Below are 26,128 nucleotides of genomic sequence, written 5' to 3' on the forward strand. Positions count from 1 at the left end.
GGTGTCGGATCAGCGGTTGAGGTAGGCGGCCAGGCCACCGAGTTCCTCGTTGGCAATGAACACCGAGCGCACGTTGAGGATGGCCTCCTCGACGTGCGCGGCACAGCCCCACGCCGAGTCACCCCACGAGTCGGCGATCTTGATCTCGGCGGGTGCCGTGCATCCGGGGGCATCACCGAGCTGGCAGTGCTCGGGATGGGGCTGGGCGGCCTGTGCGGCCGCGGCCGCACGCATCCGCGCCGCGAGTTCGGCGGAGGCGGCTGCGCGTCGCTCGGCCTCGGCGCGCAGCTCGCGCTCCACGCGTACCACAGCGGCCAGTTCGTCGTGTGCGGACCTGGCGCGTGCCTCGGCGGTCGCCTTCGCCTCCTCGATGTGGTGACGCTCGATGGCGAGCGCCGCGGTGCCGGCGAAGACCCGGATGAGAGCAAGGTCGGTGTCCTGCGGCACGCGGGGGGTGCGGTGGTACATGGCGAAGGTGCCCAACAGACCGCCGTCGCGGGCCAGGATCGGCGTCGACCAGCAGGCCGCCAGACCAGCTTGGTCGGCGAGCTGCCGGAAGTCGGCCCAGAACGGGTCGGCGGCGATGTCGGTGACGATGACCGGTTCCCGTCGGTGGGCGGCGGTGCCGCAGGAACCGACACCCTCGCCGGTGGCTATCCCGTCAATGGCCTCGTTGTAGAAGTCGGGCAGGCTGGGGGCTGCGCCGTGGCGCAGGTGTCGGGCGTCGGCGTCGGCGAGCAGCACGGAGACGAGCACCTCCTCCGGTGCCAGATTCTCGATGCAGCGGGCCATCCCGTCGAGCACCTCGGTCAGGGGCGCCTGACGGGCGATCTGCTCCAGCAAAGCACGGTGTTCGGTCATCAACCGTTGGGCGTGCTTGACCTGGGTGGTCTCGACGCCGAGCACCCGGATCCCGGTCACCTCACCGGTGGCGTCCCGACGCGGTTCGTAGGAGACGTCGAAGAACGACTCGCGCGCGTGCGGACCGGCGCCCACCATGACCCGGACGTCACGGCCGACGTACGGCTCACCCGTGCGGTACACCTGGTCGAGCAGCGCGATGAAGCCCTGACCAGCCAGTTCGGGCATCAAATCCCCGAGGGGCACGCCGGTGTGGGCCCGTTCCTGGCCGACGGTGTCGAAGAACGCCCGGTTCGCCGACTCCACCAGGTGTGCCGGCCCGGCCAGTAGGGCGAAGACGGCGCTGGACTGCCCGAACAGTGCCCGCAGGTCCTCCTCCGCCGCTGTGTGCCCGGCAACCGCCGGATCCGCGGCAGGCGGTCGATGGCCCGAAACCGCCGTCATGTAGTGGTCCCCTTCTCCTCGAATACGGTGGACAGTCGACGACCTACGGGACGGCGGCCATCGGAGACGTCCGTCAATCGCGTGCTCCCGCACGACGAACTTACGGGACGGCCCTCAGGCGCTGACAGGACCGGTCTCGGGACAGCAGACGGTGAGCGCGCCGGGCACCGAACGCACGTTGAGCTTCTGCGCCCTGGTGCGTGCCCCGCCGTCGAGCTCGTACCTGCGCGGCGCGTCGAACCGGACCTTCACCCGCCGCCCACGGATGATCCGGACGAACGGCGAGTCCGTCGACCGACCGGCGGCCATCCGGCCGAGGGTACGGGCCCAGTCGATCGCTCCACGCGCGGTGGACACTCCCACCTCCAGACAACCATCGTCGGGGCGGGCGTCGTCGAAGGCGGGAATGCCACCGGTGATCGTGCCGACGTTGCCGAAGAGCACACAGCTGGCCTCGCCGTCGAACCAGGTCACCCCGTCCACCCGGATCCGGGTGCGCACCAACTCGCCCCGGACGTGCCGCAGCCCTGCCCACACGTACGCCAGCCGACCGAACCGGCCCTTGAGGTCCCGGTCCGCGTCACGGATCAGGTCGCCGTCGAAACCAGCGCCGGCCATCACCGCGAAGTGCTCGCCGTTGAGTCGACCCAGGTCCAGCCTCCGCCGCCGGCCGTGCAGGCCGATCCGCACCGCCTCGGCCAGGTCCTCCGGGATGCCCAGGTTGGCGGCGAAGAGATTCGCGGTGCCGGCGGGCAGGATCGCCATCGGCATGTCCGAGCCGGCCAGCGTGTCCGCGCACCGTTGCACCATGCCGTCCCCGCCCCACACGAAAAGCAGCCCGGCCCGCTTCTTCAGGGCCTTACGAACCTTCTTGGGCGCCTTGCGGCTCTTCGACACCTCGTACCAGAGCAGGTTGCCGACTCCGGCGTCGGCGAGAGCCTCGCGCAGCTCGTCAAGGCCGCCACCCAGGCTCTTGCGACGGTGGGCGACCACCGCGACCCTGCCCAGCTGTGCCACCGCCCCGGTCGGAGTAACTGTCGCGGTGTTCGTCGTCATGGCTACCCGTGGTACCCGGCCGGCCGATTCGGTACGCCTCGACGAGAGGGCTCGCAGGTCGGTGTCGACGACGGCGGCATGCGTGGAGTGGGGCGCCGCTCCCTTCAGCGATTGACCCCGCTTACTAGCGTGCGCAATAGACGGGGATCCACATCACGCTCGTACGGGAGGAGAGCACAGTGGACGAATTCTCGACAATTGTCACCGCCCCACGCGCGATCAACGGAATCGTGGCGATCGCCTCCGACGACACCTTCGCACACGCCTACCCGGACGTGCGGCAGATGATCGCGGACGGGCTGGGTGACACCGACACCCGCCGGGGCGCTCTGGAGTTCTTCGATCCGGCGGGCGCACGACTGGTGCCCGTGTTCGGACCGGCTTGGCAACTGGTCGACCTGCAGGACAGTGGCGACGATCCCGACGCCGACCGCGTACGCCAGCGTCTCACCGCCGTGGTGGACCACGTGGCGGCGTACCTCCGGAAACACCCCGATGTCGTCGAGGCGGCCGGCCTGACGCTCGACGAGGCCATCTCCCAACTGCCTCGACCAGCCGAACAGAATCTCGCCAAGGTCCTGACCCTGTTCCCGCACCGCATCGACGACGGAGGAACCATCCAACCGTTCAGTCGAGGAGGTTATTTCCACAACTCTCTCCACGCCGCGGGCTGGACGCACTGAGCGGGACCGCCCTTGGTCGACGGGTGTCGGCGAGACGTGTCGACCACGAGCGCGCCACCCGCCCTGGAACTGCGGCGGGTGGCGCGCTGGCGTGTGACCTCAGGAGAGAGCCACGTCGCGGTAGTAGTAGCGCAGGACGGCCTGGTAGGTCCTGCCCTCGTTGGCGAGATCGCGGGAGCCGTACTGGGACAGCCAGTCCCCGTCCACCCAACCACCGCAGGCGGTGGTCGTCGCGCAGTAGTGCGCCCGCAGGATGTCGCCGCTCCGGGTCAGCCGGGTCGACCAGGTGCGGTCCACCGCGCAGGACGTCGAGGCCTGCGCCGACGACGGCCGGTAGACCTGGTCCCCCGGTGTCGTCACGGACGTCGTAGCACTGCCCGCCGGGGGTCTTGCGGGCCGTGCTCGGTCACCGCCTCACGGGCAGGGCCGGCCCGCGCAGACGTCGACGACAGTGCCGGTGAGCAGGAAGATCGCCTTCTGTTTCTGGGCGCCGGCCTGGGCGCGCGGGAACTCGTGCGAGTCGTCGCCGTACTCCGGCCCGGCCGGTGCGAGGTTGGTCGGCGGCGGCGCGTAGGCCGCCCCGCTGTTCCAGACGACCATCGCCGACCCGGTGTACGGGTACCTGCGGATCGGTGCGATCCCCCAGTACGGGCGCACGTCCGAGGACCAGCCGTCGGCGAGTGCGGGAGTGTGCAGGCGGGCGCCGATGGTGCGCGCCTGGACCTCCGCCGCGGCGGGCGACACCTGCTGGTCGCCGAAGGCCACGTGCATCAGCACCTGGTGTGCCGGGGTGCGCGGCAGCGGCCGGTCGGTCATGTGTTGGGCGTACCCGTTTGCCTCGGATCGGTCCCACAACATCTGCAGCAGCGCGAGGATCAGCTGTTGGTCGGCCTTGTCCGGGTAGTAGCCGTCCATCACCGTCTGGAACGGGGCGAAGTCCACGCTGCGTTGCAGGAGCGTGGAGTAGTTCATCGCCGGTACGCCGAGCACGGAGCGGGTCCAGTCCTGCGCGATGGCGGTGAGTGCCCCGCCGTTGATGCCGCCCTGGCTGTTGCCGTCGTAGTGCAGCCCGCCCGCCAGGTTGATCAGCGGCCGTGCGGTGGCGTCCCGGAACGCCGGGTGGGCGGCGAACCCGCCTGGGTGGATCATCGCGCGGCCCAGGAAGAGGAAGTTCAGGAAACTCTGCTGCAACCGGTCCGCCACCGCCGGGAAGGCGCTGAGGTCGGTGAAGGCGCCGGCCACGTAGGGAACGTCGCCGGCAGCCATGCCGATCCAACTGGTCGCGCAGAAGGTGAAGTGGTGGGTGTTCGACATCGTCCTGACGTTGGCGGCGTTGACCTCGGTCGGTCTGCCGAGCAGTCCGTGGCCGTAGAGCGACAGGTGGGCCGGCTTGGCGGCGGTGGCGCTGCGCGGGATGGTGCAGACGAAGTCGGCCGCCAGCGTCGTGCCGGACGGAGTGGGCAGGGCGTTCGGCGTCTGCGGTGTCCCGGGGCCGCCGGCGGGCCCGTAGTGCAGCCGGGAGCCGGGCCCGCCGTCACCGGTCAGATATGACGGTACGCCGACGGTGCCGGTCACCTGCCGGGCGATCAGCGGCTCCTGCTCCGGGGCGTAGTCGGTGACCTGCGTGACGGTGAACGACGGCGCGTCACGACGGAGGGCGGCGAACGCGCTGTCCCGCATCGCCAGCATCCGCCCGGTCAGGCCCTGCCGACTGGCGACGGTGAAGTCCCAGGCCAGGTAGAGGCTGTGCCGCTTGACGCCGGCCCTGTTCAGGTCGGCGACGATCCGTTTCATCTGCGGGCCGCGACTGTCCCGATGGCCGAGGCCGGCAACTGTCACGTACGACGTGAACGCCTTCGGCGCCGGGATCGTCGCCCCCGTGCCGTCGCGCATGCCACGCAGGCCGACGACGTAGCGGGTGCCCTCGGTCAGGGCCACCGCCGGCCGGATGATCAGCACCTGCCGATCGGGCTGGCCGACCGCGTGCGCGTCCAGCTCGGCCCAGTACGGAGTGCGCTTCCCGGTTCGCGCGTCGAGCAGGACGATCGGCGCGTCCGGTGCCAGCGAACGGCCGATGTCGGTGACCGGCGCGATCCCGGTCGCCGCCACGTCGAGGCCGGGAACCCGAACCAGGATGGGTGAGCCGGGGCTGAACCCGTCCTGCCGATTCCACTCCGTCGGGTCGATCGGGGTTCCCTGCACGTTGGCCGGCATGGCCGAGGCGGCGATCCGCACCCGCTTGCCAGTGGGGCTGGCCCGATCGGGCACCGTGAAGTAGTCGTTCGGGAACGGCAGCAGGCAGGCGGTCGGGTCGATCGGGTCGCAGGACGGACGTCCGGCCGGTCCGGGAGTCGTTGGCGGTGCCGCGGGCGCTGCCGTGCCGAGCAGGACGGCGCCGGCGGTCACCAGCACGGACACGGCGAGACGGAGCCCTCTGGAAGTGGTCACAGGCATCTCCTTCGACGCAGGGCGGCGGATCGATGAAGGGCCGACGGTGGTGTTCTTCCTACGCTTGTGACAGAAGCTCAGCAAGCGTCGATCCGTCGGCCCCACGTCGAAGGAGGAGGACAGCCCCGGTCAGGCGGTGATCACCGGCCAGGCGTACGCGAGCAGGGCGCAGGCGGCACCGAGGAGCGCGAGCGAGATACCCCGGGTGGGCAGGGGCAGGGCCGCGAGCACGATCAGGATGACGGCGACGATGTAGAGAAAGGCCTGGGCGGACATATCGGTCTCCTCGTTCAAGGGAGTGACTGGCGAGTGAATCTCACCGCCGAGATGCCCCCGGCCGTGATCGCGGAAACGTCCCGCTCGATCACGAATACGTCCACACTGTCGTGCGCGACGCGTGACCAGCGCCTACGCCGCGAGGAGCAGCGCTTCGGCTCCCACCGGTCGAAACCCGGCCGCCTGGAAGGCGCGCACGCTGCGCGCGTTGCCGACGGCCTGCTGGGACCAGACCGGTCGACCGTCCGGCACCAGATGCCGGGCGGCTGTCGCCAGCGCTCTTCCCAGGCCCCGGTGGCGGTGCTCGTCGTCGACCTCGATCGCCACCTCCCAGCGCCCGGCGACCCCACGGCCGAGAACGATCACCCCACCCTCGGCGGCCCAGACGCGCACGTCGTCACGACGCCGACGCGCCCTGACCTCGCGTGGATGATCGGCCCCGGTCAGCTCGGTCAGCTCCAAAGGCGGAGCCCCGGTGAGGCAGCTCGCCACGGTCAGCAGGTCGATCGTGTCTGTGGACCGCCGGGTGCGGTCGAGCAGAGCACCCAGGAAGCGCGGATTCATCGTGGCCGCCAAGGGGTCGCACTCGACAGCGGCCAACGTCCGTCGTACCCATTGGGGGTCCTCGTCGGTGAACACCACCGAGTGGCCGGTGAAGGCGATGACCCCGGCGTCGCGGCGGTTCGGCTGCGCGACCACTGTGGTCCCGCCGTCCGGCGGCGGGAAGTTCCCGTGCGTCGCCGCCTCCAGGATGTCGGCCAACGTGCGCTCCATGGTGGTCTTCTCCTCGGTCCCCGACGCGGTGTGCCGGCTCGGCCGCCTCCGAAGGGGGTCGATGATATGTGGCGCACCGAAGGTTCTCTCCGGCCGGTGTCGATTCGCGGGCCGCTCGTTCGACAAGTGCGTGCGAGGGTCGTGAGGCGACCCTGCCGGACGAGGAGAACGCGATGTCGAAGTACATGTTGATCATGTGGGGCGCCGACGGGACGAACGCGGCCCTGATGGCGTCGATCGACGAGGCGATGGCCGCGACCGGCCTGTTCGTCGAGGAGGTGATGAAGGCCGGTGTCCTCCTCGCCGCCGAAGGGCTGGACGATCCGGGCCGGGGTGCCGTGGTCGACTTCAGCAGCGAGCCGCCGGTCGTCACGGACGGACCCTACGGCGAGACGAGGGAGCTGTTCGGGGGTTACTCCCTGCTCGATGTCGCCACGAAGGAGGAGGCGATCGCAGCTCGTCTCCGCTGACGAGTCCGCACCCGAGGACTCGGTCATCAGCGTGCAGGTGGACGACGTGGACGACGCCTATGCGGAAGCACAGCGGCTCGGCTACGAGATCGTGCACCCGCTGACCACCGAGCCGTGGGGCGTGCGCCGGTTCTTCGTCCGCGCGCCGGACGGCAACGTCATCAACGTGGTGGCGCACCACTCCTGACGTAACCCCGGCCATCCGGAGGGATTGACCTTCACCGACGTCCACTGTTAACTGCAGATCAACGATGCGGATCGATGTTCATCCGGACGCCGTAGACCGGCACGGTGGCAGCGCTCCGCGTCGTCTCGACATCGCCCTCGTTTCGGCGGACGCGGGCAGACCGGGGCGTCTCCCGGGGTGCGAGAGCTCCATCCGCGCGACGATCCCGAGGAGATCGTGTCGATGACGATGACGCCGCAGCTACGCATCGCGCCCGCCGCCAGCCCAGCCATCGCGGCACCCACCCACGCCGGGCCGCGGCACTGACCGCGAACCGAGACGCGATGGCTCGCGGGAGAAGCGCGGCCTGATCGCCCACTGAACACGTCGAGTCCGGCGGGTCCACAGCCGCCCGCCGGCCGGCAACGTCTCATCGAGCCCGGCGTCGGCGGCCCGGCTTCCCCACCCCTGGCGTACGCGCACCCACCGGTACGCGTACGCCCGGCCGTCCCGCCCACCCCAACCCGGGAGTACGCCATGCGCACACCACGTCCGCGCCTCACCGCGGCCGTCGTCCTGGCCATCCTCGCCAGCCTCCTGCCGACCCTGCTCGGGATCACCGCCGCGGCACCACCCGCGGCGGCGGCACCACCCGCGGCCACCCAGTTCGAGAAGGTCAAGCTCGACGGCGGGCTCTCCATGGGAGAGCCGATCGAGCTGTCCGTCCTCCCCGACGGCAAGGTGCTCTACATCAACCGGGGCACCAGTTCCGGCGGCGGCCAGGTCCGCCTCTACAACCCGGCCACCCGCAGCACGACTGTCGCGCTGACCCTGCAACTGGACGCCCGGTTCGAGGACGGTCTGATCGGCATCACCGCGCATCCGAGGTTCGCCACCAACCGCTGGGTGTACCTGTTCTACTCGCCGGCCGGGACGCCGCTGGTCAACCGCATCTCCCGGTTCACCTTCAATTCCGGCACGCTGGTGCTCGATCCGGCGAGCGAGGCCCGGCTCATCGAGTGGCCGACCGAACGTCGGCTCTGCTGCCACTCGGCCGGGTCGATGACCTGGGACAGCAACGAGAACCTCTACTTCGCCGTCGGCGACAACACCAACTCCGGCGGAGACTCGGCGGGCATGGCGCCGATCGACGAACGGACGAGCCGCGACGCACAGTACGACGCGCAGCGGACCTCGGGTAACACCAATGACCTGCGCGGGAAGATCAACCGTGTCCACCCGGAGGACAACGGCACCTACACCGTCCCGGCCGGAAACCTCTTCGCCGCCGGCACCAGCGGCACCCGTCCCGAAATCTACGTGATGGGGGTGCGCAACCCGTACCGGGTGTGGGTGGACCGGAAGAACAGCAACACCCTCTACTGGGGCGAGGTCGGGCCGGACGCGGGCGCGACGATCGCCAACCGGGGGCCGGCGGCGTACGACGAGTGGAACCGGGCCACCGCTGCGGGCAACTACGGCTGGCCGTACTGCGGAGGGCCCAACGTCGCCTACAACGACTGGGACTTCGCCACCAACTCGCCGCGCGGCTGGTTCCCCTGCGGTGGTGGCACCGGCCCGGTGAACAACTCGCCGCGCAACACCGGCCTGCAGCAACTGCCGGCCACCCGGGGTGCGCTGGTCTGGGAGCAGCACGGCGGCAGCCGGGAGTGGCCCGCCCTGGACAGCCCGGGCGGTTGTGGCTCGCCCAACCACGCCGAGGTCTACCACTACGACCCCAACCTGGCCTCGGACGTGAAGTGGCCGCCGTACTACGACAACAAGCTGCTGATCACCGAGTACTGCCGCAACTGGATCAAGGAGGTCCAGTTCGACAACGGCAACGCGCGTACCGGCAATCCGAGCGTCATCGAGCCGGTGCTGGCGGGGATGTCGTTCGTCCATCCGATCGACATGGAGTTCGGGCCGGACGGTTCGCTCTACCTGCTGGAGTACGGCAACGGCTACTTCTCCGGCGACGCCGCCGCCGGGCTGTACAAAATCAACTATGTGGCCGGTGGTCGGTCCCCGACCGCCGTCGCGTCCGCCACGCCCGACAACGGCCTCAACCCGCTGACCGTCAGCTTCTCCAGCGCCGGCAGCACCGACCCGGACGGCGACCCGCTGACCTACGCGTGGGACTTCGACAGCAACGGCAGCGTCGACTCCACCGCCGTGAACCCCACCCACACCTACGCCAGCAACGGCGACAAGCGCGCCCGGCTCACGGTGTCCGACGGGACCGGTCGCTCCGGCACCACCCAGGTCGCCGTCGTGGTCGGCAACAACCGGCCCACCGTCTCGCTCAACGGCATTCCCGACGGTGGGCTGTTCTCCTGGGACGAGAACCTGACCGCCACGGCCACCGCCGCCGACGCCCAGGACGGCACGATCGCGTGCACGAACGTGACGATCCGGGCGGCCCTCGGCCACCAGGAACACGCGCACGAGGAGGGGCAGGGCACCGGATGTGGCTTCACCGTCAACACCGGGCCGGTGCACGCCGGACCCGACTCGGTGCTCTTCTTCCTGCTGCGCGCTGGTTACACCGACCGGGGTGCCGCCGGGGCCGTGCCGCTCACCGCGGAGAAGGACATCACCCTCTGGCCCAAGCAGTGGCAGGCCGAGCACTACGTCTCGCTGCACGGCCCGCAGGTCATCACCGCGGGCGGCGCCGAGGGCGGGCGGCGGCTCGGTGACATCCAGAACGGCGAGTACGTCCGGCACCACGGGCTGAGCCTGAAGGGCATCACCGGAATCCGGGCCCGGGTCTCCTCGGACAAGGCCGGCAACGTCGCGTCCTTCCGGTTCGACTCCCCCACCGGCCCGGAGGTCGCCCGGGTGACAGTGCCCAACACCGGAGGTTGGGACAGCTACACCGAGATCAGCGCTCCGGTCACCAAGCCCGACGACAACACCCACGACCTGTACGTCGTGTTCACCGGCGGCAGCGGAGGCGCCCTGCTCGACCTGGACAGCTACACGTTCACCGGAGCGGGGGTGAGCACCCCGACGGGCGGCCCCCGCACCGGCACGATCCGGGGCATGAGCAAGTGCGTCGACGTCAACGCTGGCGGGACCGCCGACGGCACCCGCGTCCAGATGTGGGACTGCATCGCCGGCGAGACCAACCAGCAGTGGACGCTGCCCGGCGACGGCACCATCCGCAACCGGGGCAAGTGCCTGGACGTCCAGTCCAGCGGCACCACCAACGGCACGCCGATCCACCTGTGGACGTGCAACAACACCGGAGCCCAGCAGTGGGTGGCCGGGCCCAACGGCAGCCTGCGCAACCCGCAGGCCAACCGCTGCCTCGACATCCCCGCATCCACACCGACCAACGGACGGCAGTTGCAGATCTACGAGTGCAACGGCACCGCGGCGCAGAACTGGACCCTGCCGTGACCCGCCCGTCCCCTCTCCGACAGGGAGTTCCCATGCGCAGACGCGCCATCACCGCGGTCACCGCCGCCGTGCTCGCCGGAGTCACCGTCGCCGCCGGTGCGGCCACGGTGGCCCCGGCCCCGGCCGAGGCCGCACCCCTGACCAAGGTCCTCGTCTTCTCCAAGACCGCCGGATTCCGGCACTCGTCCATCCCGAACGGCATCGCCGCGATCCAGCAGCTCGGCACCGCGAACGGCTTCACCGTCACCGCCACCGAGGACGCGGCCACCTTCACCACCGCCAACCTCGCCCAGTACCAGGCGGTGGTCTTCCTCAGCACCACCGGCGACGTGCTCAACGCCGGCCAACAGGACGCGTTCGAGGCGTACGTGGCGGCCGGTGGCGGGTTCGTCGGGGTGCACGCCGCCGCCGACACCGAGTACGACTGGCAGTGGTACGGCGGCCTGGTCGGGGCGTACTTCGCCTCCCACCCGGCGATCCAGCAGGCGACCGTCCGGGCCGAGGACCGGACCAATGCCTCCACGGCGCACCTGCCGTCGACCTGGACCCGCACCGACGAGTGGTACAACTACCGCGCCAATCCGCGTTCGGCGGTCAAGGTGCTGGCCAGCCTCGACGAGTCGTCGTACAGCGGCGGGTCGATGGGTGGCGACCATCCGATCACGTGGTGCCACAGCTACGGAGGCGGGCGCTCCTGGTACACCGGTCTCGGCCACACCGAGCAGAGCTACAGCGACCCGACCTTCGTCCGGATGCTGCTCGGCGGCATCCAGGTCGCGGCCGGCGCCGTGGCCGCCGACTGCCGGCCGGAATCCGGGTACACCCCATTGTTCGACGGCACCCAGGCCAGCCTCGCGCAGTGGCGGCAGGCCGGGCCAGGCGGCTTCACGCTGGCCGACGGCACCCTCACCTCGTACGGCGGCATGGGGTTGCTCTGGTACCCGGTGCGCACCTTCGGCAACTACTCGCTCAAGGTCGACTGGATGATGCCGGGCGACGACAACGGGGGCGTCTTCATCGGGTTCCCCGACCCGCAGGGCGACCCGTGGGGCCCGGTCGACGCCGGTCACGAGATCCAGATCGACGCCACCGACGGCGACCCGACACGCACCACCGGCAGCGTCTACAGCCTCCAGGCACCGAACCAGGCCGCCCGGGCGGCGGCGCTGAACCCGCCCGGCTCCTGGAACACCTACGAGATCGGCGTGCACGGTCAGCGGGTGGAGATCTGGCTCAACGGCGTCAAGATCAACGACTACGTCAGCAGCCGGGCCATCGCCAACGGCTACATCGGGTTGCAGAACGACGGCGCCGGGATGGACATCAACTACCGCAACGTGCGGATCAGGACGGACGGCCCGAGCGAGCCGCCCGCCACCGACCTGGCCCGGGGCCGCCCGGTCAGCGCGTCCAGCGTCGAGCCGGGCAGCGCGCACGTCGCGGCCAACGCCGTGGACGGCAACGCGGCCACCCGCTGGGGCAGCGCGTACGCCGACCCGCAGTCGATCACCGTCGACCTCGGGGCGACCTACGCGGTCGACCGCGTCCGGCTGGCCTGGGAGACGGCCCACGCACGGGCGTACCAGGTCCAGGTGTCCCCGGACAATGTCACCTGGTCGACGGTCCACACCACGACCACGGGAGACGGCGGCGTCGACGACCTCACGGTCACCGGCACCGGGCGCTACCTGCGGGTGTACGGCACCCAGCGGGCGACCCAGTGGGGCTACTCGCTGTGGGACCTGAACGTCTACGGCAGCGCCACCGGTGGCACAGTGCTCTCCCGGGGCCGCCCGGTCACCGCGTCCAGCGTCGAGCCGGGCAGCGCGCACGTCGCGGCCAACGCCGTGGACGGCAACGCGGCCACCCGCTGGGGCAGCGCGTACGCCGACCCGCAGTGGATTTCGGTGGACCTCGGCGCGTCCCGCACCCTGGACCGGGTCCGGCTGACCTGGGAGGCGGCGTACGCACGGGCGTACCAGATCCAGGTCTCCCCGGACAACGTCACCTGGTCGACGGTCCACACGACGACCACGGGTGACGGTGGTGTGGACGACATCGCCGTCGAGGCCACCGGTCGCTACCTGCGCGTCCAGGGCACCCAACGGGCCCTGCCCGCGTACGGCTACTCGCTGTGGGAGCTGGAGGTCCACGGCAGCTGAGCCAGCGTTACCAGCCCCTGCCTCGCCCACCGAGGCACCGATCCCCCCCTCCGGTCCGCCGTCGAACCGTCCCCCTCCGGTGACGGCGGGCCACCACCGGGCAGCCGGTGCGGCCGGCGTCCCCCGGCCGCACCGGCTGCCGCCCGGACCGCGCCGGCCGCACGCGGTCGGCACCGGCCGCGGCGACGACCGGGAGACTCCGCGTACGTCGCCCAAGATCGCCTCCGTGTCCGACGGCCGCTGAGTACACCAGGGTCGGCACTCCCGCGAGGCGAGGCCGGCTCGCCGGGTTTCGGCGTCGGTCACTTCGGGGTAGCGGACGGGACATGAATCGCGATCTCGTGAAGGGTCTGCAGGCTGCCTGGGAGTTGCCGGAGTTCCGCAGCGGGATACGCGAACTCGTCGACCTCGACGAGGTGGCTCTGCTGCTGGCCGCCCTGTCCGACCCGGACCATGACCGTGAGGTCGAGCAGAGCCTGTTGAGCCTGTTGCGATCCGGCCTCGACACCACCGAGATCCGGGAGGCGGTGTTGCTGCTGCTCGAACAGGACGACGTGCGCCGGCCACTCGTCGCGGCGATGGCCGAACCGCTCGCGGACCGACCGGGCCAGGCTGCCGCCATCGCGTCGGCCGCCGAGGATCCGGCGGTACGGCGCGAGCTGCGGGCGGTGCTGGACAGCGCGGGAGCGCGCCAGCTGATCTGGCAGGCTGTCGACAACCAGGTGAACGACAACCGCGTCGGCGTGATCCACCGGGCGGCGGTGTTGTTCGTGCGGCACCGCAGCGTCCGGCGCCTCGTGTGGGCTCTGCGCCGGCACGGTGTGTTGCGCGAACTACGCCGCCGGGCGGACGATCCCTCTCCGACCGACTGAGCCAGGGCGCGGGTGGACCCTCGATCACGGTGACCAGGAACGGGGGGTGTCCATGACGCCGCAGGTGTCGGCCCGCCGGGCCAGAGCCGTGCTCGTCGCGCTCTCGCTCGGCGCGTTCGCGTTCATCACCACCGAGCTACTGCCCGTCGGCCTGTTGACGCGCATCGCCCCCGATCTCGACCGGTCCCGCTCGCAGGTGGGTCTCCTGGTCAGCGGGTACGCCATCGTGGTCGTGCTGGCCTCGATACCGTTGGCCCGGCTGACCCAGCGGATCCCCCGGCGTCACCTGCTCGGCGTCACCATGCTCCTGTTCGCCGCCGGGAACGCCACCGCCGCTCTCGCGCCGACGTACGCCGTGCTCGCCGGCTCCCGACTCGTGACCGCCCTCGCGCAGGCGCTGTTCTGGTCCGTCGCCACGGCGACGGTGACCGGGCACTTTCCCGTCGCGGTGCGCGGCCGGGTGGTGGCGCTGTTCGCCGCCGGGGCGACGCTCGCCCCGGTGCTCGGCGTACCCCTCGGGACCTGGCTCGGGCAGCAGGCCGGGTGGCGGGTGGCGTTCGCGGCGCTGGCCGGGGTGGGGCTGGCGACCGCCGTCGCGGTGGTCGTCCTCCTGCCCTCCTATCCCCCGGCGGCCGGCGGCGCCGCGCGGGGCACGGCACCGGACGGGCGACGCTTCATCCTGTTGCTGGTCGCGACCGCGCTCGGCATCGGCGGCTTCATGACCCTGCAGACGTACGTCACACCGTTCCTGCTCGACGTGAGTCGCTTCGCCGACGCGATGCTGGCGCCGCTGCTGTTCGTCTCCGGTGCCGCCGGCGTCGTCGGCACCCTGGCTGCGGCGCGAACTCTGGACCGCTGGCCGATCGTCTCCCTGCTGACGCCGCTGAGCATCGGCACCGCCTCGCTGTTCGGCCTGTACGCAATCGGCGGGCTCCGACCCGGCGCGGTCGCCCTCCTCGCCGGAGTCGGGCTCGGTTACGCGGCGTTCGGCTCCGGGGTGCAGAACCGGATGCTGCACCTGGCTCCCGGTAGCACCGACATCGCGTCGGCCGGCGTCAGCACCGCGTTCAACGCCGGCATCTGCGGCGGTTCCCTGCTCGGGGGTGCGCTCCTGTCCCCCTCGGGGGCACGCCCACTGGCGCTCGTCGGCGGGTTGTTGACGCTCGTCGCCCTCACGCTGCTCGCCGTCGACGCGCGGCGAGCCAGGGGCTCGGGCCCGTCCCGACCGGGGCCCGCCGGGCCTGCGCCGACCAAGGCCGGGCTGCCCACCAGCCCCACGGCCGCCGGGCAACCGGCCTGACCGTTCGGCTGAATCCGCCACGTCGCGCCGCGGTTGAGGGGTCCTGACTAGGGGTTATTCGCCGGCGATATCTAGTGTTATCTATTCCACACCGAACCTCCTACCCCCATCGGAGCGCGACGTGCGGAAATCCCGTCTGGCAACCCTCGCCCTGAGCCTGGCCACGGCCCTGGCCACCACCCTCACCCTGGCAGCGCCCGCCGAGGCTGCCCCCGCCGACCACTACGTCGCCCTCGGCGACTCCTACTCCTCCGGGGTCGGAGCCGGCAGCTATACCGCCGAAAGCGGTTCCTGCCAGCGCAGCACCAATGCCTACCCGGCGCTGTACAACACCAACATCCGACCCGCGTCGTACCGCTCGGTTGCCTGCTCGGGGGCCACCACCACGAGCGTGGTCAACACCCAACTCAGCGCGCTCAGCGCCACCACGACCCTGGTCAGCGTCACGGTCGGCGGCAACGACGTCGGGTTCGCCACCATCATGACCACCTGCGTGCTCTACGGGACCACCGAGTGCGTGAACGCCGTCCAGGCCGCCGAGAACAAGGCCCGCGCCGACCTCGCCAATCTGTTGAACACCGTCTACAACGGAATCCGCACCCGGGCCCCATCGGCCCGGGTGGTCGTCGTCGGGTATCCCGTTTTCTACCAACTGGGCACGACGTGCCTCGGGCTCAGCGCCACCTCCCGCGCGAAGATCAACGAGGGCATCAACCTGGTGGACGACATCATCCGGAGCACCGCGCAGGCCGCCGGCTTCACCTTCGCCGACGTCCGCTCCCAGTTCGTCGGACACCAACTGTGCAGCTACGGCGAGAAGTGGCTGCACGCTTTGAACATCACCAACATCGGTGTCTCCTACCACCCGACCGCGGCCGGTCAGACCAGCGGTTACTACCCCGTCTTCCGATCCGTCGCCGGCTGACGTCCGGGGCACCACGGCACTGACCGTCGGCGTGGAGCGTCGTCCCTCGGCGCCCCACGCCGTCGTACGCCGCGTGCGGCTCAGTGGCCACGGAACGCGTCCTTCCTGAATCCACCATGGACCGCCGAACGCACGCCGCGATCCTGCGATTTGCGGTGTCGAGGTGGCACCGGGCTGGCTACCGTACGCGGATGAGCACTCTCCCGATGGCCGGGCTGCGACTGCGGTTCTGCAGCGATCCCGGCGAGTTCCTGGCCGCAGCGGATGACTACCTGCGCGCCGATCCGGTCGGCTGCACGGTCGTCACCACCATCGCGCACCGGCTGTCGTCGCAGCAGGCGGAGGGGATCTCGCAGCCCGACCGCAACTGGTGGTTGGTGGTCGTCGACGATTCCGGCGCCGTGGTCGGCGCCGGAATGCGCACGGCGCCCTACGCCCCCTATCCCCCTTTTCTGCTGCCCATGCCCGACGAGGCGGCCGTCGCGCTGGCCCACGCGCTGCACGAGCGCGGGGAGGAGGTGGGCGCCGTCAACGGGGCACTGCCCGCCGTTGGCCTGTTCGCCGCCGAGCTGACCCGCCTCGGCGGCGGTCGGGTCGAGGTCACCCAGCACACCCGGCTGCACGAGCTTGGCGAGCTGACCTGCCCACCACCCGCGCCGGGTCACTTGGTGGTCGCTACCGAGGACGACCTGGAGCTGGTCACACAGTGGTTCACCGCGTTTATGGGCGACGCCGACGAACAGGCGGGTCGACCGCGCGGCACCAGCGCGCACGAGGTGCCCGAGCCTGTGGAGATGCTGCGCCGGCTCCGGGCCGGACGGATGTGGTTCTGGGTCGACGAGACCGGGCAGCCGGTGCACCTCACCGGCGCCAACCCACCGTCGTTCGGGGTGGCACGCGTGGGCCCGGTGTACACACCGCCGAGCCAGCGCGGGCGTGGTTGGGCCAGCAACGCGGTCGCCGAGGTCTCCCGGCGAATCCTGGCCGAGGGCGCGCGGGTCTGCCTGTACACCGACCAGGCCAACCCGACGTCGAACAAGATCTACGCTGCCCTCGGCTACCGATCCGTCGTCGACATGGCCAACCTCGCCATCGTGCGCTGACAGCGCCGGCCATGCCGTCCCACCGTCACCAGCGGCAGCGGCAGCGGCAGCGGTAGCGGTAGCGACGCACCTCGGCGACTCCCGACCGGAACGCCGCGAGCGCCGGCCGTCACCTGTCACCGTCGACACCGCTCGCACGGACCTACGTCCGGTTCACCCCTGCGGCACCGCGACGCTGTGGTGGATCGGGCCGCGCAGCGTGTGCAGCGGCCGACAGGTGCCGCCCGAGCGTAGCGCCACCAGCTCGGCGGCGATGCTGACCGCTGTCTCCTGCGGTGTGCGGGCGCCCAGGTCCAGTCCGGTCGGCGCGGTCAGCCGGCCGAGTTCGGCACCGGTGACCCCGGCGGCGGAGAGCCGTGCGACCCGTTCCTCGTGGGTACGCCGGGAGCCCAGCGCGCCGACGTAGGCGACCGGCAGGCGCAGCGCCAGTTCCAGCAGCGGGACGTCGAAGCGGGGGTCGTGGGTGAGGACGCAGAGGACGGTCCGTTCGTCGACCCGTCCGGCGTCGACCTCCGCACCGAGGTAGCGGTGCGGCCAGTCGACGACGACCTCGTCCGCGTCCGGAAAGCGCCGCCTGGTCGCGAAGACGCCACGGGCGTCCACGATGGTCGTCCGGTAGCCGAGGAACGAGCCCATCCGGGCCAGCGCCTTCCCGAAGTCGGTCGCCCCGAAGATGATCATGCGGGGAGGTGGCACCACGCTGGCGACCAGGAAGGTCAGCTCGCCCTGGTGGCGCTGGCCGTCGCGGCCCACGCGTACGGTGGCCGTGCGGCCGGCCCGGAGCAGGTCCCGCGCGTCGTCGGCGACGACCGCCGTCAGGTCCACCCCGCCCAGCGTGCCGATGGTCCGGTCCGGCAGGAGGACGAGCCGTCGGCCGAGTCGGGCCACCGGGGCGTCGCCTGCGACGTCCACGCAGGTCGCCAACCCCACCGGCGTGCCGGAGCGGATCGCCTCGGCCACCTCGGGCAGGGCCGGGAAGGTGTCCGGGTCGACCCGCTCGACGTACACGTCGATGGTGCCGCCACAGGTCAGACCGACCGCGAACGCCTCCTCGCCACTGACCCCGTACCGGTGCAGGGCGGGCCGGCCGGTGTCGATGACCTCGCGGGCCAGCTCGTACACCGCGCTGTCGACGCAGCCGCCGGAGACGTTGCCGGTCACCGTGCCGTCGGGCGCGACGAGCATCGTGGTGCCGGGTGCCAGCGGCGCGGAGTGCCACGTGGCGACGACGGTGGCCAGCCCGGTCGGCTGCCCGGCCCGCCACCACCGCTCGGCCTCGTCCAGCACGTCACGCATCGGGGCCGCCCGAGGGGCCGGCGGGCCGGTCCACGTCGACGCCGTCGCCCAGGTCGTCGCAGGGCACGGCGAGCAGCGTCCGCGCGCGGGACACGAGGTACGGGCGGGCGCCGGTGTCACCCGCCGCCATCCTGGTCACGCCCGGCCAGTGGGCCCGGCCGAGCAGCACCGGGTGGCCCTGCCTGCCCTGGTAGGTGGCGGTGGCGATGGTCCGCTCGCCGGCGTGGGCCGCCAGGCGGGCGACGGCCGCCGCGGTGACGCCGGGGGTGTCGACAAGCTGGATCACGGCGGCGTCGACGCCTGTCGGCCGGAGCGTGTGCAGCCCGACCCGCAGGGACGACCCCATCCCGGTCGGCCAGTCCCGGTTGACCACCACTGTCGCGCCGCCGAGGTCGGCGAGGATACGAATCCGGTCGGCCGCGGCACCCAGGACGACCACGATCGGATCACAACCGCCGTCGGTCAGCGCGGCGAGGGCGATCTCCAGGAAGAGCCGGCCGTGCGTGACCGCGAGCGCCTTGGGCAGCCCGTAGCGCCGACCGGCACCGGCAGCCAGCAGGACTCCCCCGACGCCGGCGGTCACGTGGACCACCGCCGGTACAGGATGTCCAGGCCCGCCGGGGTGATCTCACCGAGCAGGCGCAGCCGGGCCATCCCACCGTCCGGGTACGCGTCGAGCCGCACCCAGGTCGCCGGGCGTGCCTCCGCGACCAGGAACCGGTGCCGGGTGTCGGGTTGCAGCCGGGTCACCGGCAGCAGATCGAACCAGCCGTCCGGGTCGTCGGGATCGGTCGCGCAGCCGCGCAGCGCGGCCGCCCCGGGCGCGTTGCCCTTGAAATGGCTGGTGTCCAGCTCGACGAGGTGGACGACACCGGGGGCGGCCAGCCGGAGCAGCACCCAGTCGTTGCCGTCGTCGCGGCGGCGGGCGGTCTCCCAACCCTCCCCCATCGTGCGCGCCCGGCCCGGGGCGATCAGGTTGTTCGGGGTGCCGTAGAACATGTTGCTGCAGCCCACGACGAGGCCGCCGTGCTCCAGGGCCGCGAGGTCGACCAGGCCGCCGCTGAGGAACCGCGGGTCGGGGATGGCCTCGCCGTGCACCCGCAGCCGCGCCACACCGCCGTCCGGAAAGATCGACAGTCGGACGTGGGTGAGGCGGTGGCCCGGCTCGACGGGAAAGACGTTTCGGCTGTCGCCGGCGAGCGCCGACCGGGGCACCAGCGGTGTCCAGGTCGCCTCGGCCACCTCCCCCGGCGACGGGTGCCCGTCCAGCCGGCAGCCGTCCACCGCCGCGTACGGCGGATAGTTGCCGGTGAAGTGGCTCGTGTCGACGACCACCGTGTGGACTATCCCGGGGACGCCGAGTCGCACGATGGCGTGGTCGTGCCCGGGGGTTCGCCGCCGCCGGGTCTCCCAACCCTCGTAGACCTGCCCCTTCGCACCGAAGGTGTGCGGGGTGAACGTCGGCGGGTTCGGGTCGACCAGGTGGTCACTCGGCGCGAAGAACTCGTCGCTCGCGTGCACGACCGCGCCGGACAGCGCCCGGGAGGCGAGATCGGGCAGCGGGCTCGGGGTGGTCATCGGCCGCTCCGGGAGATCAGACGCCCGTGTGGTGGGTCGTCCGGCGACACGTGTCGGCCGCGCAGCCAGACGGATCGCACCACGCCGTGCAGGGTCCGGCCGGCGTACGGGGTGACGGGATGGCGGTGTCGCAGCGCGCTCGGCTCGACCGCGAACGGCTCGTCCGGCGCGAAGGCGACCAGGTCGGCGTCGAAGCCGACGGCGATGCGTCCCTTGGCGACCAGCCCGGCGATCTCGGCGGGCCGCTGCGCCATCCACCGGGCGACGTCCGCGAGCCGGTACCCGCGCCGCCGCGCGTCGGTCCAGACCGCCGGTAGGCCGATCTGCAGCGAGGCGATGCCTCCCCAGGCGGCCGCGAAGTCACCGCTGGGCGGTCTCTTCAGCGCCGACGTGCTGGGTGAGTGGTCGGAGACGACGCAGTCGACGACCCCGGCGGCGAGGCCCGCCCAGAGCCGGTCCTGATTCGCCCGGTCCCGGATCGGTGGGCAGCACTTGTACTCGGTGGCGCCGTCCGGCACCTCCTCAGCGGTCAGGCAGAGGTAGTGCGGGCAGGTCTCGGCGGTGACCGTGACGCCCGCCGACCTCGCGGCGGCGATCAGCGGCAGGGAGTCCGCGGACGACAGGTGCAGGATGTGGACCCGTGCCCCGACGCGCCGGGCGGTGTCCAGCACCTGGGCGATGGCCGCCGTCTCGGCGTCCGGTGGCCGGGACGCCACGAAGTCGGCGTACCGGCGCGACGGTGGCGCGGCGCTGATCCGGTCGGGACTCTCGGCGTGCACGACGAACAGGGCGTCGACCGCGCCGAGGGCGTTGTCGAACGCCGTCGGTTCCAGTGGCGGGAACTCCGGCACACCGGAGTCGACGAGGAAGCACTTGAAGCCGAGGACACCGGCCTGGTGCAGCGCCGGAAGGTCGGCGGCGTTGCCGGGTACGGCACCACCCCAGAACCCGACGTCGGCGTGGACCGCGCCGTCGGCGGCGCGACGTTTCGCCTCCAGCGCCGGCACCGACACCGTCGGCGGGATCGAGTTGAGCGGCATGTCGACGATGGTCGTCACGCCTCCGGCGATGGCGGCGCGGGTGGCGGAGGAGAACCCCTCCCATTCGGTACGTCCCGGCTCGTTCACGTGCACGTGCGTGTCGACGATGCCGGGCAACAGGGGCAGGTCGCCGAGGTCGGTGAGCGGGCCGTCGGGCACCGCGTCGTGGTCGGTCACCGCCTCGATGCGACCGCCGGCGATGCAGACCGTCGCCGGCCGTTCCCCCTGCGGGGTGACCACGCGCGACGAGCGCAGGACCAGGTCGTAGTTCACAGCTCCTCCAGGGTGGTGCGGTCGACGCTCACCTCGTCCGGGTCGAGCGCGCCGCAGTCCAGGCCACGCCGGAGGAACAGCGCGAGCGCGTGGGCGGTCGCCGGTTCCTCGAGCACTCCCCCGGCGCGGCGGGCCAGGTAGGCGCGGAGTCGGTCCACGGTGCCGGTCAGACCCTCGCGGAAGAACGCGTAGGTGGCCGCGAACCGGGTGGGCAACTGCGCGGGGTGCAGGTCCCAGCCCTGGTAGAAGCCGCGGTCGAGGGAGCGCCGGACCAGCCTCGTGTGCAGCCGCCACGCCGCGTGCACGGCGACCGGGTCGCCGACCGGCAGCACGTTCGTCGAGCCGTCGCAGAGGCGTACGCCGGTGCCGGCCGCCGCCACCTGCATCACGGCCTTGGCGTGGTCGGCGACGGGATGGTCGAGCGACTGCTGGGCGGCAGCGATGCCGCACGCGGCGCTGTAGTCGTAGGTGCCGTAGTGCAGCCCGACACAGCGCCCCTCGGCAGCGGTGATCATGCGGGCAACGGTGGCCGTGCCGTCGGCGCCCAGCACCGCCTCGGGAGTCTCGATCTGCAGCTCGAAGCGCAGGCTCACGGCCGGCAGCGTGTACGCGGCCTCCAACTCCTCGCACAGCAGGACCATGGCCGCGACCTGCTCCACGGCCCGGACCTTCGGCAGGGTGACGACGAAGCCGGGTGGGGGTGGACCGAGCGCGTCGAGGAACACGTCGAGGGTACGAACGGCCCGGTCCCGGGTGTCCCGGTCCAGGCTCTTGCAACGCAGCCCGACGAACGCGGGGACCGGCCCGTTCCGCAGCCCCGTCGCGGCGGCGCGCGCCGTCTCGTCCTCCTCCTCGTCATCGCGTACGCCGTAGCCGTCCTCGAAGTCCAGCCGGAGGTCCTCGACGGGCTCGCGGGACAGCTTCACCACCACCCGGTCGCGCAGCTCCGCGGCGAACGGCGGGGGCGGATAGGTGTCGAGCGCGGCGAGCGCCTCGTCGCCCCACCGTCGGCACAGGTCCGGGGTGAACCGGTCCGCCGGCACGTACACGGTGTGCACCGGTTGCCGGCCGGGGACCGCGCCCGGGTAGTGCCGGCGCAACGCGTCGTCGACGGGCGCGAGCCGGCGATCCAGCTCGGCGATGGTCCGGGTGTCCAGTCGGCGGCCCATCAGTCGATCAATTCGTAGGCGGGTACGGTGAGGAAATCGACGAAGTCGTCGTCGAGTGCGCCCCGCTCGAAGAGGGCTCGGGCGTCCGGCCACCGTCCGTCCGCGTAGGCGTCCGCGCCGGCGGTGTGCCGGATCGCGGTCAACTCGTCGTCCACGACGCGTCGGACCAACTCCGGGGAGACCGGCTCACCGGTGTCGACGAGCGCGACCTTCTGGTGCACCCACTGCCAGACCTGGGCACGCGAGATCTCGGCGGTGGCCGCGTCCTCCATCAGGTTGTTGATGGCGACGGCGCCGACGCCGCGCAGCCACGCCTCCAGGTACCGCAGCGCGACCGAGACGTTGGTCCGCAAACCGGTCGAGGTGACCCCGCCGCCGTGGACAGTGAAGTCGAGCAGCTGGTCGGCGTGCACGCGCACGTCGTCGCGCGTGCGATCCAGCTGGTTGTCCCGCTCACCGAGAACACCGTCGAAGACCTCCTGACAGACCCCCACCAGCTTGGGGTGGGCCACCCACGAGCCGTCGAAGCCGTCGTTCGCCTCGCGTTCCTTGTCCGCGCGTACCCGCGCCAGGGCGAGCTCGTTCTGCGCGGGGTCGCCACCGGGTATGAACGCCGACATGCCGCCGATCGCCACGGCGCCACGGCGGTGACAGGTGGCGACGAGCAGATCGGTGTACGCCCGCAGGAACGGCGCGGTCATCGTGATCGCCGCGCGGTCGGGCAGGACGGCCCGCTCGCGGAAGTTCTTGATGATCGAGAACAGGTAGTCCCATCGACCCGCGTTGAGGCCGGCCGCGTGCGGTCCCAACGCGTGCAGGATCTCGTCCATCTCGAACGCCGCCGTGATGGTCTCGATCAGCACTGTCGCGCGGATCGCGCCGCGCGGGATGTCGAGCACGTCCTCGGCGTACGCGAAGACGTCGTGCCAGAGCCGCGCCTCCTGGTGGCTCTCCAGCTTCGGCAGGTAGTAGTACGGGCCGACGCCGCGCGCGAGCAACTCGCGGGCGTTGTGGAAGACGTGCAGTCCGAAGTCGACCAGGCCGCCGGCGGCTGGTGCCCCGTCGACCGGCAGGTGGCGCTCGTCGAGGTGCCAGCCCCGGGGGCGGACGACGACGGTGGCGAGCGGCCGGTCGGTGCGCAGCGCGTAGCGCCGCCCGTCCGGTGCGTCGTAGCGGAGCGAGCCACGGGTGGCGTCGTACAGGTTGACCTGGCCGGTCACCACGTTCGCCCAGTGCGGCGTGTTGGCGTCCTCCAGGTCGGCGAGCCAGACCTTCGCCGTGGAATTGAGGGCGTTGATGGCCATCTTGCGGTCGGTGGGTCCGGTGATCTCCACCCGCCGGTCGGCGAGGCCGGGCGGTGGTGGGGGCACCGTCCACGCGGACTCGCGGATGTGCGTCGTCTCGGGGAGGAAGCCGAGCCGGCCGGTGCGGGCGATCTCCGCGCGCCGCCACCCCCGACGGGCGAGCAGTTCCAGCCGGCGGGCGCCGAAGCGCCGTTGCAGGTCGCTGACGAACTCCCACGCCTCGGGGCAGAGAATTTCCCGCTCGGTAGTCGTCTGCACATCCACTCCTGTCCTCGCTGTCGCCGTCCGGGGTTCAGGTCCGCAACAGGTCCGCTGCGCGCCGGGCCCGCACCAGCAGGCTCCGCTCGTCCACTGTGGCCAGCCGACCCTGCTCGACGACCGTTCTCCCGCCGACGAGGAGCAGCTCCACCGGCGGCGGTGCGCCGAAGACCAGGGCGGCGACCGGGTCGGCGATGTCGGCGTGGCCGAGCCCGTCGACGCGCCACAACGCGATGTCGGCGAGCTTGCCCTTCTCGATGGAACCCAGGTCGTTCTCGCGGCCGAGGCAGCGGGCGCCTCCACGGGTGGCGAGGGTGAGCGCCTCGCGTGCGGTCAGCGCGGTCGGACCACCCCGCAACCGGGCCACCAACAGGGCCTGGCGCAGCTCCGCGACGAGTTGCCCGGCCTCCTGGGAGGCTGCGCCGTCGACACCGAGACCGACTGGCACGCCGGCGTCGAGCAGGTTCCGCACGGGGGCGATTCCGGCGCCCAGGCGGGCGTTGGAACTGGGACAGTGCGCGAGACCGGTGCCGGTTTCGGCCATCCGCTTGATGGCGTCGGCATCCAGGTGGACGCCGTGGGCGAGCCAGACGTCGTCACCGAGCCAGCCGAGCCGCTCGGCGTACTCAGCGGGAGCGCAGCCGTGCGCGGCCCGGCAGTAGGCCTCCTCGTCGACCGTCTCGGCCAGGTGGGTGTGCAGCCGCACCCCGGTGGTCCGCGCCAGCGCCGCGGCCTCGCGCATCAGCTGCTCACTCGCGGAGAACGGGGAGCAGGGACCCACGGCGACCCGGACCATCGCGTCCGGTGACGGGTCCGAGAAGCGGTCGATCGCCTCGGCGGTCGCGGCGAGCGCGGCGTCGGTGTCCTCCACGAGGTGGTCCGGAGGGAGGCCGCCGGCGGACGCGCCGAGGTCCATCGAGCCGCGGACGGGATGGAAGCGCAGGCCGACCCGGCCCGCCTCGGCCACCTCGGCGGCGAACAGGTCACCGGTGCCGGGCGGGAACACGTAGTGGTGGTCGGTGGTCGTGGTGCAGCCGGAGAGCGCGAGCCAGGCCAGCCCGGCGCCGACGGCCGCCGAGACGTGCTCCTCGTCGATCCGCGCCCACCTCGGGTACAACTCGGTGAGCCAACCGAACAGGTCGGCCTGCTGCGCGAGGCCGCGGGTCACCCACTGGTAGAGGTGATGGTGGGTGTTGACCAGACCTGGCGTGGCGAGGCAGCCGGTGGCGTCGACCCGACGGACCGGCCCGGCGTCGTCCAGCGGGGCCGCCGAGCCGGCGCCGACGGCGGCGATCCGGCCGTCGGCGATCAGGATGTGGCCCTGCTCGTACTCGCAGCCGTCGGCGTCGACAGTCGCGATCGCGCAGCCCTCCAGCAGGATGCGCTCCGCCGGCGGGGTGGTCACGAGTCCCACCACGACTCGGCCCACGGTGGCGCGTCGTCGCGGCGCACCGCGCCCTCGATCAGCCCGTACGGGCGGTCGGGGGCGTGGAAGACCTGGTTGGGATTGTCGAGTCCGAACGGTGCGAGGTCGACGAGGAAGTGGTGCTTGTTGGGTAGCGACATCCGCACCTCGGTGATCTCCGGGCGGTGTTCGAGGACCCGTCGGCCCATCGCGAACAGGGTCTGTTGCAGCGACAGGCTGTACGTGCCGACGAAGGCTTCGACGAGGTGACGGCGCGCCTCGGCGAACGAAGCCGCCCAGTCGTCGCTTGCGCCCGTCGCGTGTCGCCAGCGGGCGTCCACCGCCGTGGCCAGGATCCGGTCGTGCGCGTCCGGGAGGGTCGTGTACTCGTCCCGGACGAAACCCAAGAACTCCGAGGCCGTCGTGTTCATCAGCACCATTCCGGTCAGCCCGGAGACGACGATGGCGTCCGACCCGTCGACCGTGACCGCCGCCGTCCGCGTCTCCGCACCGGAGCGGGCGAACGAGTGCACACCCAGGCGGCCCCAGGAGTGCTGGTCGATGGTGACGGTCGCCCTGGTGATGGCGGGTTGGGACTCGACGAAGTGCCGGGCGAGGCGCAGCCCGAACTCCTCGATCTCGCCGACGCCGTGGCGGCGGGCGAACGCGTACACCGTGTTCTTCTGGCTGTCGGTCGGCAGGACCCGGGTGTTGTCGCCGGTCTGGTGGGTGTCGGCCAGATCGCCGGCGAGCGCGACGCCGACGGTGAGGTCGGTCAGGTGATGCCGTTCGCCGTGTCGGACGACGTGCACCAACCGCACCTCGGCCTTTCCGTACTGGTGGGAACCGAGCACAACCTC

At 71.7% G+C, this 26,128-nt stretch carries 23 protein-coding genes; 9 read left to right on the forward strand and 14 right to left on the reverse strand.

Annotated elements, in window-relative coordinates:
* Positions 1–9: 9 nt before the first annotated feature.
* Together O7614_RS21010 and O7614_RS21015 are read right to left on the reverse strand one after the other, a co-directional pair.
* Positions 10–1,305, reverse strand: coding sequence for a GAF domain-containing protein (locus O7614_RS21010; RefSeq protein WP_278140190.1), 1,296 nt, complete (start codon positions 1,303–1,305; stop codon positions 10–12).
* 114 nt (positions 1,306–1,419) lie between these two features.
* On the reverse strand, positions 1,420–2,361 hold the full coding sequence (locus tag O7614_RS21015; protein WP_278140191.1) for a diacylglycerol kinase family protein: 942 nt from the start codon (positions 2,359–2,361) through the stop codon (positions 1,420–1,422).
* A gap of 179 nt (positions 2,362–2,540) precedes the next feature.
* Here O7614_RS21015 and O7614_RS21020 point away from each other — a divergent pair, with 179 nt between their 5' ends.
* Positions 2,541–3,044, forward strand: a complete 504-nt coding sequence (locus O7614_RS21020) for a hypothetical protein (protein WP_278140192.1) — start codon at positions 2,541–2,543, stop codon at positions 3,042–3,044.
* A gap of 99 nt (positions 3,045–3,143) precedes the next feature.
* On the opposite strand, the gene O7614_RS21025 is transcribed toward O7614_RS21020, so the two are convergent.
* The 4 genes from O7614_RS21025 to O7614_RS21040 form a co-directional block, all read right to left on the reverse strand.
* The gene (locus O7614_RS21025) at positions 3,144–3,404 is read right to left on the reverse strand and encodes a hypothetical protein (RefSeq protein ID WP_278140193.1); all 261 of its coding nucleotides are present in this window, start codon (positions 3,402–3,404) and stop codon (positions 3,144–3,146) included.
* Between the two features lie 54 nt (positions 3,405–3,458).
* A complete protein-coding gene (locus tag O7614_RS21030) occupies positions 3,459–5,492 on the reverse strand; it encodes a hypothetical protein (protein WP_278140194.1) in 2,034 nt (677 codons plus the stop codon).
* A 129-nt stretch (positions 5,493–5,621) separates the two neighbouring features.
* Positions 5,622–5,768 carry a hypothetical protein gene (locus O7614_RS21035; protein WP_167524818.1) on the reverse strand — a complete coding sequence of 49 codons (147 nt, stop codon included), beginning with the start codon at positions 5,766–5,768 and terminating at the stop codon, positions 5,622–5,624.
* Positions 5,769–5,900: 132 nt separating this feature from the next.
* Positions 5,901–6,542: a GNAT family N-acetyltransferase gene (locus O7614_RS21040; RefSeq protein ID WP_278140195.1), complete on the reverse strand. Its 642-nt coding sequence runs from the start codon at positions 6,540–6,542 to the stop codon at positions 5,901–5,903.
* A gap of 173 nt (positions 6,543–6,715) precedes the next feature.
* Between O7614_RS21040 and O7614_RS21045 the strand changes: the two genes are divergently transcribed.
* From O7614_RS21045 to O7614_RS21085, 8 genes are all read left to right on the forward strand, one after another.
* The gene (locus O7614_RS21045; protein ID WP_278140196.1) at positions 6,716–7,012 is read left to right on the forward strand and encodes a YciI family protein; all 297 of its coding nucleotides are present in this window, start codon (positions 6,716–6,718) and stop codon (positions 7,010–7,012) included.
* A complete protein-coding gene (locus O7614_RS21050) occupies positions 6,969–7,199 on the forward strand; it encodes a VOC family protein (RefSeq protein WP_278140197.1) in 231 nt (76 codons plus the stop codon). Before O7614_RS21045 ends, O7614_RS21050 begins: the two co-directional genes overlap by 44 nt.
* 516 nt (positions 7,200–7,715) lie before the next feature.
* The gene (locus O7614_RS21055) at positions 7,716–10,583 is read left to right on the forward strand and encodes a ricin-type beta-trefoil lectin domain protein (protein ID WP_278140198.1); all 2,868 of its coding nucleotides are present in this window, start codon (positions 7,716–7,718) and stop codon (positions 10,581–10,583) included.
* A gap of 32 nt (positions 10,584–10,615) precedes the next feature.
* Positions 10,616–12,745, forward strand: a complete 2,130-nt coding sequence (locus O7614_RS21060; RefSeq protein WP_347404362.1) for a ThuA domain-containing protein — start codon at positions 10,616–10,618, stop codon at positions 12,743–12,745.
* 326 nt (positions 12,746–13,071) lie between these two features.
* Positions 13,072–13,617 carry a hypothetical protein gene (locus O7614_RS21070; RefSeq protein WP_278140199.1) on the forward strand — a complete coding sequence of 182 codons (546 nt, stop codon included), beginning with the start codon at positions 13,072–13,074 and terminating at the stop codon, positions 13,615–13,617.
* Positions 13,618–13,669: 52 nt separating this feature from the next.
* On the forward strand, positions 13,670–14,917 hold the full coding sequence (locus O7614_RS21075; protein WP_278140200.1) for an MFS transporter: 1,248 nt from the start codon (positions 13,670–13,672) through the stop codon (positions 14,915–14,917).
* Positions 14,918–15,038: 121 nt separating this feature from the next.
* Complete coding sequence (locus O7614_RS21080; protein WP_278140201.1) at positions 15,039–15,842, forward strand: SGNH/GDSL hydrolase family protein; 804 nt, start codon at positions 15,039–15,041, stop codon at positions 15,840–15,842.
* A gap of 191 nt (positions 15,843–16,033) precedes the next feature.
* Complete coding sequence (locus O7614_RS21085; protein ID WP_278140202.1) at positions 16,034–16,945, forward strand: GNAT family N-acetyltransferase; 912 nt, start codon at positions 16,034–16,036, stop codon at positions 16,943–16,945.
* 153 nt (positions 16,946–17,098) lie between these two features.
* Here the strand turns inward: O7614_RS21085 and O7614_RS21090 are convergent, their stop codons facing one another.
* The 8 genes from O7614_RS21090 to pucL are packed head-to-tail and all read right to left on the reverse strand — an operon-like array spanning position 17,099 to position 26,122.
* Positions 17,099–18,241, reverse strand: coding sequence for an XdhC/CoxI family protein (locus O7614_RS21090; protein ID WP_278140203.1), 1,143 nt, complete (start codon positions 18,239–18,241; stop codon positions 17,099–17,101).
* Positions 18,234–18,824 (reverse strand): nucleotidyltransferase family protein, encoded by a 591-nt coding sequence (locus tag O7614_RS21095; RefSeq protein WP_278140204.1) that lies wholly within the window; start codon positions 18,822–18,824, stop codon positions 18,234–18,236. The genes O7614_RS21090 and O7614_RS21095 overlap by 8 nt, the downstream gene beginning before the upstream one ends.
* The gene (gene alc, locus O7614_RS21100; protein WP_278140205.1) at positions 18,821–19,819 is read right to left on the reverse strand and encodes an allantoicase; all 999 of its coding nucleotides are present in this window, start codon (positions 19,817–19,819) and stop codon (positions 18,821–18,823) included. The genes O7614_RS21095 and alc overlap by 4 nt, the downstream gene beginning before the upstream one ends.
* On the reverse strand, positions 19,816–21,132 hold the full coding sequence (allB, locus tag O7614_RS21105; protein ID WP_278140206.1) for an allantoinase AllB: 1,317 nt from the start codon (positions 21,130–21,132) through the stop codon (positions 19,816–19,818). Before allB ends, alc begins: the two co-directional genes overlap by 4 nt.
* Positions 21,129–22,301 (reverse strand): aldolase/citrate lyase family protein, encoded by a 1,173-nt coding sequence (locus O7614_RS21110; RefSeq protein WP_278140207.1) that lies wholly within the window; start codon positions 22,299–22,301, stop codon positions 21,129–21,131. Before O7614_RS21110 ends, allB begins: the two co-directional genes overlap by 4 nt.
* The gene (aceB, locus tag O7614_RS21115) at positions 22,301–23,863 is read right to left on the reverse strand and encodes a malate synthase A (protein WP_278140208.1); all 1,563 of its coding nucleotides are present in this window, start codon (positions 23,861–23,863) and stop codon (positions 22,301–22,303) included. The genes O7614_RS21110 and aceB overlap by 1 nt, the downstream gene beginning before the upstream one ends.
* Before the next feature lie 34 nt (positions 23,864–23,897).
* Complete coding sequence (locus O7614_RS21120) at positions 23,898–25,268, reverse strand: 8-oxoguanine deaminase (protein WP_278140209.1); 1,371 nt, start codon at positions 25,266–25,268, stop codon at positions 23,898–23,900.
* Positions 25,265–26,122: a factor-independent urate hydroxylase gene (pucL, locus tag O7614_RS21125; protein WP_278142319.1), complete on the reverse strand. Its 858-nt coding sequence runs from the start codon at positions 26,120–26,122 to the stop codon at positions 25,265–25,267. The genes O7614_RS21120 and pucL overlap by 4 nt, the downstream gene beginning before the upstream one ends.
* Between the last annotated feature and the right edge of the window lie 6 nt (positions 26,123–26,128).

This window comes from Micromonospora sp. WMMD961 (assembly GCF_029626145.1).
Taxonomy (GTDB): domain Bacteria; phylum Actinomycetota; class Actinomycetes; order Mycobacteriales; family Micromonosporaceae; genus Micromonospora.